This window comes from Rhizobacter sp. P3_B12 (genome assembly GCF_056402895.1).
In genome coordinates, this window is sequence record NZ_JBFUGN010000151.1 from 1 (window position 1) to 9,426 (window position 9,426).

Below are 9,426 nucleotides of genomic sequence, written 5' to 3' on the forward strand. Positions count from 1 at the left end.
CCTCGGCACCGAGCGCCGACACCGGGCAGCCGTCGCCGGGCTCGTCGCGGTGTTCGGTGGACAGGTAGGTGCGCGCCAGCGCGGCCAGGCCGTCCTCGCCGCGCGCCGCCGCATCGCCCACGACCCGCCGCCAGCGCTCGCCGCCCTCGTCGAACACCCGGCTGCAGGCCTCGGCCATCAGGTCTTCCTTCGAGCCGAACTGGCCGTAGAAGCCGCCGTGCGTCATGCCGGCGCTCTTCATCAGGTCGGCCACGCCGATGCCGTCGAAGCCGCGCTCGCGGAACAGCTTCGCCGCCACCTGCAGCACCCGTTCGCGGTTCTGCTCGGCTTGTTCACGACTGACTTTCATGGGGAGAAGACCTTTCCGGCGCGGTGATGCCCAAGACGCCGCTTGACATGATAAATGATGCACGTCATATAATCTCAATCATGACGACCGTCATATAAACAATGTAAGCATCCCCGAAAGGACCCGCCATGAACATCCGCAATGCCGTCTTCCTCGTGACCGGCGCCAACCGTGGCCTCGGCAAGTCCCTGGTCCAGCAGCTGCTCGCCGCCGGCGCGAAGAAGGTCTATGCGGCCGCCCGCGACCCGGCCAGCATCACGCTGCCGGGCGTCGAGGCGGTGAAGCTCGACGTGACGAACGCCGACGACGTCGCGCGCGCTGCCGCGCAACTGAAGGACGTGAGCGTCGTGATCAACAACGCCGGCATCACGCGCGGCTCGCCGCTGCTGGCCGCCGGCAGCGCCGCGGCGGCGCGCGCCGAGATGGAGACCAACTTCTTTGGCCCGCTGGCGCTCAGCCAGGCCTTCGCGCCGGTGCTGAAGGCCAACGGCGGCGGCGCGATCGTCAACGTGCTGTCGGTGCTGAGCTGGGTCAACATCCCGAGCGCGGCGACCTACAGCACGAGCAAGTCGGCCGCCTGGTCGCTGACCAACGGCCTGCGCGGCGAGCTGCGCGCGCAGGGCACGCAGGTGGTGGGCGTGCACGTCGGCTACATGGACACCGACATGACGAAGGGCCTGGACACGGCGAAGGCGAACCCCGACGACGTGGCGCAGCAGGTCGTCGACGCGCTCGCGAGCGGCGCCGAGGAAGTGCTGGCCGACGACCTCAGCCGCAACGTGCGGCAGGGGCTGGCCGCGCCGCGCGGCGTGTACCTGGGCGAGCCGGCGGCGGCCTGAGCCGCGACCGCTGCCGTCAGGCCGACGGCGTCCTGGTCTGCTCGTGCGCGACGCGCAGCCGGCGCATCAGCTCGGCGTTCAACTCGCGGGTGTGGCGGTTCCAGCGCTCGGTGGCGCGCTGGATCTCCACCTGCAGGCGCGCGGCGAGTTCGGTCTCGCGCTGCACCAGCGCCCAGATCGCGAACTCGGCCCGCGCCTCGAAGCTGCCGAAGCGCGCCACCGTCGCTTCGAAGGCGTCGCGCGCCTCGCCATGACGGCCGGCGGCGGCCAGCGAACGCGCGAGCAGCAGCGAGATCTCTTCCTCGCGGAAGTTCGGGTCCTGCTGGCGGATCACGTTCAGGTGGCTGATCGCCTCCTGCGGGCGCTCGCGCGCGAAGCTGGCGCGGGCCGCACCGCGGCGGATCTCGAGATCGGTCGAGAACGGGCCCTTCAGGTAGGCCTCCCAGGTCTGCGCCGATTCATCGAACTCGCCGGCGTCGTACAGCGCCGATGCGAGCCGCATCTGGTTCTGCGCGGTCGGCGTGTACTCGAACGCGGCGCGGGCGTCGCGCAGCTCGCGCGTCGGGTCGAGCGATTTCACCGCCGCGACGATCGCCTTGCGCGCACCGCGCTCCAGCCGCGAATCCGGCAGGTAGATCGCCAGGAAGTAGACGATGCTGCCGAGCAGCGGGAACGAGAACAGCACGAACAGCCAGTAGGTCTGCTGGCGGCTGCGCACCGCGTGCACGGCAAAGAACAGGGCAATGACGATGTGAAGCCCGAGGCCTGCAATGGGCATGAGCGTCCTCCTCCGGTGTTTTGATGCCGCAAATTGTAGGAAACCCCGGCCGGCACGGGTGATGGCGGCGCGAGAGAATGGTCACGAACGGCTCCAGGAACATTCCATGTCTCTCGACTCCCAGCGCTTCACCGACCCGGTCGCCGCGCTCGCGCAGGTGCAGGCCATCTACGAGCAGAGCCTCGCGCACCTGCGTGGTGCCCTGCACAGCTTCGTCGCCGGCACCGCGCCCACCGAGCACGTGCGGGCCTGCTACCCCTTCGTGCGGGTGCACACCGACACCGTCGCGCGCGCCGACTCGCGGCTGAGCTACGGCTTCGTCGCCGGCCCCGGCACCTACGAGACCACGCTGACGCGGCCCGACCTGTTCCAGGGCTACTACCTGGAGCAGTTCCGGCTGCTGCTGAAGAACCACAACGTCGCGCTCGAGGTCGGCGTCAGCGGCCAGCCCATCCCGGTGCACTTCTCGCTGGCCGAACACGACCACCTGGAAGGCAGCCTGGGCCCGGACCGCCGGCTGCTGATGCGCGACATGTTCGACCTGCCCGACCTGGCCGCGATGGACGACGCCATCGCCAACGGCACCTACGAGACCAGGCCCGGCCAGTCGCACCCGCTGTCGCTGTTCACCGCGCCGCGCGTCGACTACTCGCTGCACCGGCTGCGCCACTACACCGGCACCGCACCCGACCACTTCCAGAACTTCGTGCTGTTCACGAACTACCAGTTCTACATCGACGAATTCGTGCGCCTGGGCCACGAGGCGATGGCCGATCCGGCGAGCGAGTACCTCGCCTTCGTCGAGCCGGGCAACGTGATCACGCGGCGCACCGGCACGGCCCACCGGCCCGGCGACGAGCTCGGCGCGATCCCGCCGCGGCTGCCGCAGATGCCGGCCTACCACCTGGTGCGCGGCGACGGCGCCGGCATCACGATGGTCAACATCGGCGTCGGCCCGGCCAACGCGAAGACGATCACCGACCACATCGCGGTGCTGCGCCCGCATGCGTGGATCATGCTCGGCCACTGCGCCGGGTTGCGCAACACGCAGGCGCTGGGCGACTACGTGCTGGCCCACGGCTACGTGCGCGAGGACCACGTGCTCGACGAAGACCTGCCGCTGTGGGTGCCGATCCCGCCGCTGGCCGAGATCCAGGTCGCGCTGCAGCAGGCAGTGGCCGACATCACGCAGCTCACCGGCTACGAACTGAAGCGCATCCTGCGCACCGGCACGGTCGCCTCCACCGACAACCGCAACTGGGAGCTGCTGCCGCAACGCACGCCGGAGCGCCGCTTCAGCCAGAGCCGGGCAGTGGCGCTCGACATGGAGAGCGCGACGATCGCGGCCAACGGCTTCCGCTTCCGCGTGCCCTACGGCACCTTGCTGTGCGTCAGCGACAAGCCGCTGCACGGCGAGATCAAGCTGCCGGGGATGGCCAACCACTTCTACCGCGAGCGGGTCGACCAGCATTTGCGCATCGGCATGCGGGCGGTGGAGCTGCTGCGGGCGCAGACGGTGGACCAGCTGCACAGCCGCAAGCTGCGCAGCTTCGCCGAGGTCGCGTTCCAGTAGCCCGGATGCCAATCCGGGATTCAGGGTCACGATCCCCGGATTGGCATCCGGGCTACGACACCGCGTAAGGCCGCAGCGCTTCGCGCGTGACGTGCAGCGCCTCGTTCGAGGCGAGCTGCGCCACCAGGTGATCGACGGTCGCCCGCACGCGCGGCGCGACCAGCGCGCGGTGCGGATAGTGCAGCGCCAGTTCGCGATCACCGGCGACGTGCTCGTCGACGAACAGCGCCTTCAGCTCGCCCGACTTCAGCAGCGGCCAAGCCTGCGGCAGCCCGACCTGCACGATGCCCAGGCCCATGCGCGCCGTCTCCACCGCGGCGCCGGTCGAGATCGTCATCACGCAGCGTTCGGGCCACAGGTCGACGGTCGAGCCGTCCGGTTCGCGGAAGGTCCACGGCGACACCTCGCCRCTGAGGAAGCGCACCAGCGCGACGTCGTGCGCCGGCAGGTCTGCCCGGCTGCGCGGCACGCCGCGGGCGGCCAGGTAGGCCGGCGTTGCCACCAGCACCATCTCGAGCCGGCCGACCGGGCGCGACACCAGGCCCGAATCGGTGGCACGGCCGCCGCGCAGCGCGAGGTCGTAGCCCTGCGCGATCAGGTCGACCCGCCGGTCGTCGAAATCCAGGTCCAGGACCAGCCCCGGATGGCGCGTCCTCAGCCCCGGCATCAGCGGCAGCAGGAAATGCTGGCCGTAGTTGCTCGGGCAGGAGATGCGCACGCGGCCGCTCGGTTCGGCGCGTTGCGCCGCCACCGCGTCGACGGCCGCATCGAGCGCATCGATCGCGACGCGCGCCCGCTCGAGGAAGGCCTCGCCCTCGCTCGTCAGCCGCTGCACCCGCGTCGTGCGGTTGAGCAGCCGCACGCCGAGCGAGGCCTCCAGTGACGCGACGTTCTTGCTGACCGCCGCCCCCGAGATGCCCAGCGCCCTGGCCGCCGCGGCGAAGCTGCCGCGGTCGGCGGTCTGCACGAACGACAGGATGGCCGGCACCCGCTGCGCTGCGTCCATTCTCAACCTTGGGTTATGAGTTCAGGAACCGGCGACCATCTTACGTTGTTGATTGACGGCTCGCACACTGCCCCCATCGACATCCCACTGGAGCCTGACATGAGTTCTTCCACCATCGCCATCCTCGGCAACGGCAACGTCGGCACGGCGCTCGCGAAAGGCTTCGTCGCCCGCGGCGACCGCGTGGTGTTCGGCAGCCGCGACACCGGCGGCGAGAAAATCCGCGCGGCACTTGCCGCCGTGCCCGGCAGCACCGCAGCCAGCCTCGTCGATGCCGCCCGACAGGCCGACAGCGCCGTCATCGCGCTGCCTTGGGCCGCGCTGAAGGCGGCATTGACACCCGCCCTCGCTGACGCGCTCGCCGGCAAGACGGTGATCGATGCCGTCAACCCGGTCGATTTCAGCTCGGGCCAGCCGGTGCTCGCGCTCGGCTTCACCGACTCGGCCGGCGAGACGGTGCAGCGGCTGCTGCCGCAGTCGAAGGTCGTGAAGGCCTTCAACATCATCACCGCGTCGCACATGGTGCAGCCGACGCTGGCGGACGGCGAACCGGACATGTTCATCGCCGGCAACGACGCCGGCGCCAAGGCCGAGGTCGCAGCGATCCTGCACCGCTTCGGCTGGCGCAGCGCGATCGACCTCGGCGGCATCGAGCAGGCCCGGTTGCTGGAATCGCTCGCGATGATCTGGATCCGCTACGGCTTCGGCAACAACCACTGGAGCCACGGCTTCAGCCTGCTGAACCGCAAGCCGGACTGATCAGCCCCCCGCGAGCACGCTCTTCGGTTCGAGGAAGGCCTCGAGCCCGAACTCGCCGAACTCGCGGCCCAGGCCCGACTGCTTGAAGCCGCCGAACGGCGCGCGCGGCTCGTTGTGCAGCGCGTTGATCAGCACCCGGCCGGCCTGCAGCCGCGCGGCCACCGCGCGGGCGCGTGCCGGGTTCGACGACGCCACGTACGCCTGCAGCCCGTACACCGTGTCGTTCGCGATCGCGATGGCGTCTTCCTCGTCGCGGTAGCCGATGATGGCCAGCACTGGCCCGAAGATCTCCTCGCGGGCGAGGGTCATGTCGTTGCGCACGTCGGCGAACACCGTCGGGCGGATGAACCAGCCGCGCGGCAGGCCGTCGGGCCGGCCTTCGCCGCCGACCACCAGCCGCGCGCCCTCGGCGAGGCCGATCCCGATGTAGCGCTGCACGCGATCGAACTGCCGCTGGCTCACCATCGGCCCGATCGCGGTCGACGGATCGGCCGGGTCGCCGACGCGCACCTGCGCCACCGCGTCGCCGATGCGTTGCGCGTACGCCGCCATCCGCGCCTGCGGCACCAGGATGCGCGTGCCGGCGATGCAGGCCTGGCCGCTGTTGATGAAGCCGGCCGCGACGGCGAACTTCACCGCCGCCTCGGGGTTCGCGTCGTCGAGGATCACGGTCGGCGACTTGCCGCCGAGCTCGAGCGTGACGCGCTTCATCGTCTCGACGCCGGCGCGCAGGATGCCCTTGCCGACGGCTGTCGAGCCGGTGAACGAGATCTTCGCGACATCGGGGTGCGTGGCGATCTCGGCACCGACCACGTCGCCACGGCCGTTGACGATGTTGAACACGCCCGGCGGCAGGCCGGCCGCATGCAGCGCCTCGGTGACGACCTGGGTCTGGATCGCGCTCATCTCGCTGGGCTTGATCACCGCGCTGCAGCCGGCCGCGATCGCGGTGGCGAGCTTGTTGCAGATGAAGCCGGCGTTCGCATTCCACGGCGTGATCAGCCCGACCACGCCGACCGCTTCCATCACGACCTCGGCGCTGCCGATGCGCCGCTCGAGCGGGTAATCCTCCAGCGTCTGCGCCGCCAGCAGGAAGGCGTCGGCCGCGTACTGCGCGCCCCACTGCGCCCGCGCCACCGGCCCGCCGTACTCGAGGATGGTCGCGTCGCGGATGTCGTCGACGCGCGCCAGCACCGCCTGGTGCAGGCGGCGCAGCATCGCGACGCGCTCGGCCTTCGGGCTGCGCGACAGGCCGGGCAGCGCGCGCCGGGCCGCGGCAATCGCGCGGCGGGCGTCTTCGGCATCGCCGAGCGCGACCTGGCCGATGCGCTCCTCGGTGGCGGGGTTGAAGAGGTCGAAACGCTCCTGGCCGTGCGGGGCCACGAAGGCGCCGTCGATGTAGATCCGGGTGATGTCGTGCATGTCGATGTCCTGTGCAATGAAGGGATGCATCGAATCTAGAGGCCGGGCATTGATTTGATAAGCTGCACGAATCCAGACGACTCGTTCTGGTAATCAGGACAATGCACAAATCAGGCCTCGTCGAACTGGAAGCGGTGCTGGCCGTGGCGCGGCACGGCAGCTTCCGTGCAGCCGCCACCGACATGGGCATGTCGACCTCGGCGCTGAGCGGCGCGGTGGCCGGGCTCGAGGCTCGCCTCGGCGTGCGCCTGTTCAACCGCACGACGCGCAGCGTGGCGCTGTCCGAGGCCGGCGAGCAGTTCGTCGCGCGCATCGCGCCGGCGCTGGGCGACATCCGCGGCGCGATGGAGGCAGTGAACCTGCTGCGCGACACGCCGACCGGCACGCTGCGGCTGAACACCTCGGTCGGCGCGGCGCGCATCGTGTTCGAGCCGATCGTGCTCGAGTTCCTGAAGCGCTACCCGCAGATGCAGGTCGACCTGGTCACCGAAGGGCGGCTGATCGACATCGTCGCCGAGGGCTACGACGCCGGCATCCGGGTGGCCGACACGGTGCCGCGCGACATGATCGCGGTGCCGATGAGCGGTGACATGCGAATGGCGGTGGTGGCGTCGCACGACTACGTGGCGGCGCACGGCAGTGCCGGCACGCCGGGCGAGTTGATGAACCACCGCTGCATCCGCTGGCGCCTCGCGAGCGGCGCACGCTACCGCTGGGAATTCGAGCGGCATGGCGAATCGCTGACGCTGGACGTGCCCGGCCCGATCACGCTCGACGAGCCGTCACTGATGCGCAGCGCGGTCCATGCCGGGGTCGGTGTCGGCTACCTGTCGGAGCTGCACGTCGGCGACGACCTGAAGCAGGGACGGCTGGTGCGCATGCTCGCGGACTGGACGCCGCCCTACCCCGGCATCTGCCTGTACTACCCGACGCGCCGGCACGTGCCGGCAGGGTTGCGGGCGTTCATCGAACTCATCCGCGAAAAGTCCCGTTCGGACTGAGCTTGTCGAAGGCCATGCGTGCTTTGGAAACGACCCTTCGACAGACGGGCCTTCGACAGGCTCAGTCCCTGCTCAGGGCGAACGGGGACGGGCCGTTCCTGAGGCGCTACAGGAAATACGGCCGCTCGTCGGCGAACAGCAACCGGCGCGCCGCATCGCGCCACGCCGACGGCGCCTCGCGACCGAGCAGCACGACGCCGGCCGCGTAGGCGTGCACGCGCCACTGGAACGACATCTCGGCCAGCACGCGATCGGCCACGCCGACATCGCGCGTCTTCTGCAGCTGCTCGAAGAACACCCGCATCAGCGCCGCATCGGTCGGCGAGCGGCGCGCGACGGCGGCGACGAAGGGCTCGATGTCCTGCCCGCCGCGTGCCGCGACAGCAGCAGCCAGCCATGCGGTCGCATCGTCGACACCGCTGTCCGTCGGCAACGCGATCGCCCGCAGGACCAGTGGCTGATCCGCACCGTCGGAGGCCGCCGCCAGCCGCAGCAGGCGGGCCTGGCGGTGCGCGGACCCGGCGCCTGCCGCCTTCAGCGCGGCGTCGATGCGGCCACGCGCCAACTCGGTGTACTCGGTCGGCAGGCCTTCCTCGGCGGTCGCGGTCCCGCCCTCCATCGCCAGGCGCGCGCGCAGCACCGGCGACGCCTGGGTCAGCTCGGCCATGCGCTTCGCGTCGTCCTGCTTCAGGAAGCGGCGCAGCCGCGCCTCGTCGATCGCGATGTACGCAGCCAGCGACGCCATGCGCCCGCGCGCTTCGCCCAGGCCGGCCAGGCCGGCGTCGAGGCGGCCGAAGTCGAGTTCGGAATACGCTGCCGCATAGCCGAACCACGCGTGCGCCGGCCAGCGCGCATGGCCGTCGATGAAGGCCTGCCACTTCTGCGGGCTCTCGGTGTCGCAGCGCACCGCGGCGTAGCGCAGGTTCGGGTTGTCGGGCGCGGCGCGGCTGGCGGCCATGTGGCGCGCACAGACCTCGGTGTGCGCAGCGCCCTGCGCGCCGTCCTGCTCGGCCCGCAGCGACGCCACCTCGTCGGGCGCCCCCTTCAGCCGCTCGCGCACCAGCGCCAGCAGTTGCGCGTTGTCGCCGACCATCCCGAGCCACGGCACCACGGCCCCGCTGCCGGCGGCATCCCAGCGCAGGTGCGTGGCGATCAGCTGCCGCCGCTGCGCGTCGTTGGCCAGCGCATCGAGCTGCCGGTCGGGCGGCATGTCGGCCAGCCCCTGCAGCACGGTGCGCGTGCCGCCGCCGCCCTTGGTGCTGATCGACTTCGGCGGCTCCTCGAACACATGCTCGGCACCGGTCGACGACCAGCGCGGCGTGCCGAGCATGCGCTCGGGAATGCTCTGCGTGCGGCCGTACACCGCGGTCCACTCGACCAGCGGCGCGGCCGACGCGACGTTGTAGACGTAGGTGCCGAAGCTGCCCTTCGCATCGGCCTCGAACGATTCGATCAGCGCGCCCTTCGGCGTGCGCGACTCGACCTGCACCATGTGCCCGGCCGGCAGCGTGAGCCGCTGCAGTGCATTCGGTGCGACGGCCAGCGGCGGGCGCCCGGCCACCGTCACCTGCACCGGCGTGCCCAGCCCGTTGTAGACGACGATCTGCGCATCGCCGACCGAGCCGCCCAGGCCCAGCACCGCGGCGATGATGCCGCCGGCCACGCCGAGCCGCGCGAGCGCCGGCACGGCGCCGTCGGC

The 9,426-nt window shown here is 70.8% G+C and carries 9 protein-coding genes; 4 read left to right on the top strand and 5 right to left on the bottom strand.

The annotated features are described in order from the left end of the window. A partial coding sequence (locus AC1D01_RS10890; protein ID WP_477866052.1) for a TetR/AcrR family transcriptional regulator occupies positions 1-349 on the bottom strand: 349 nt, incomplete at its 3' end. 128 nt (positions 350-477) lie between these two features. Here AC1D01_RS10890 and AC1D01_RS10895 point away from each other — a divergent pair. Further along, positions 478-1,188, top strand: a complete 711-nt coding sequence (locus AC1D01_RS10895) for an SDR family oxidoreductase (RefSeq protein WP_477866053.1) — start codon at positions 478-480, stop codon at positions 1,186-1,188. A 16-nt stretch (positions 1,189-1,204) separates the two neighbouring features. Here the strand turns inward: AC1D01_RS10895 and AC1D01_RS10900 are convergent, their stop codons facing one another. After that, complete coding sequence (locus AC1D01_RS10900; protein WP_477866054.1) at positions 1,205-1,966, bottom strand: tetratricopeptide repeat protein; 762 nt, start codon at positions 1,964-1,966, stop codon at positions 1,205-1,207. Between the two features lie 106 nt (positions 1,967-2,072). On the opposite strand from AC1D01_RS10900, the gene AC1D01_RS10905 reads away from it, so the two are divergent. Next, positions 2,073-3,539, top strand: a complete 1,467-nt coding sequence (locus tag AC1D01_RS10905; RefSeq protein ID WP_477866055.1) for an AMP nucleosidase — start codon at positions 2,073-2,075, stop codon at positions 3,537-3,539. A 52-nt stretch (positions 3,540-3,591) separates the two neighbouring features. Here AC1D01_RS10905 and AC1D01_RS10910 read toward each other — a convergent pair whose 3' ends face one another. Next, entirely contained in the window at positions 3,592-4,545 is a 954-nt protein-coding gene (locus AC1D01_RS10910) for a LysR family transcriptional regulator (protein WP_477866056.1), read from the bottom strand. Positions 4,546-4,644: 99 nt separating this feature from the next. On the opposite strand from AC1D01_RS10910, the gene AC1D01_RS10915 reads away from it, so the two are divergent. Then, positions 4,645-5,304, top strand: a complete 660-nt coding sequence (locus AC1D01_RS10915; RefSeq protein WP_477866057.1) for an NADPH-dependent F420 reductase — start codon at positions 4,645-4,647, stop codon at positions 5,302-5,304. Here AC1D01_RS10915 and AC1D01_RS10920 read toward each other — a convergent pair whose 3' ends face one another. Next, positions 5,305-6,726 carry an aldehyde dehydrogenase family protein gene (locus tag AC1D01_RS10920; protein ID WP_477866058.1) on the bottom strand — a complete coding sequence of 474 codons (1,422 nt, stop codon included), beginning with the start codon at positions 6,724-6,726 and terminating at the stop codon, positions 5,305-5,307. Positions 6,727-6,827: 101 nt separating this feature from the next. Here AC1D01_RS10920 and AC1D01_RS10925 point away from each other — a divergent pair, with 101 nt between their 5' ends. Next, a complete protein-coding gene (locus AC1D01_RS10925; RefSeq protein ID WP_477866059.1) occupies positions 6,828-7,727 on the top strand; it encodes a LysR family transcriptional regulator in 900 nt (299 codons plus the stop codon). 106 nt (positions 7,728-7,833) lie between these two features. On the opposite strand, the gene AC1D01_RS10930 is transcribed toward AC1D01_RS10925, so the two are convergent. Beyond that, positions 7,834-9,426: hypothetical protein (locus AC1D01_RS10930; RefSeq protein ID WP_477866060.1), on the bottom strand; the 1,593-nt coding region annotated here is incomplete at its 5' end.

Excerpts from the sequence above, each read along its gene's own strand:
- AC1D01_RS10895 (WP_477866053.1), top strand. The coding sequence starts at position 478 with ATGAACATCCGCAATGCCGTCTTCCTCGTGACCGGCGCCAACCGTGGC.
- AC1D01_RS10900 (WP_477866054.1), bottom strand. The coding sequence starts at position 1,966 with ATGCCCATTGCAGGCCTCGGGCTTCACATCGTCATTGCCCTGTTCTTT.
- AC1D01_RS10905 (WP_477866055.1), top strand. The coding sequence starts at position 2,073 with ATGTCTCTCGACTCCCAGCGCTTCACCGACCCGGTCGCCGCGCTCGCG.
- AC1D01_RS10915 (WP_477866057.1), top strand. The coding sequence starts at position 4,645 with ATGAGTTCTTCCACCATCGCCATCCTCGGCAACGGCAACGTCGGCACG.
- AC1D01_RS10920 (WP_477866058.1), bottom strand. The coding sequence starts at position 6,726 with ATGCACGACATCACCCGGATCTACATCGACGGCGCCTTCGTGGCCCCG.
- AC1D01_RS10925 (WP_477866059.1), top strand. The coding sequence starts at position 6,828 with ATGCACAAATCAGGCCTCGTCGAACTGGAAGCGGTGCTGGCCGTGGCG.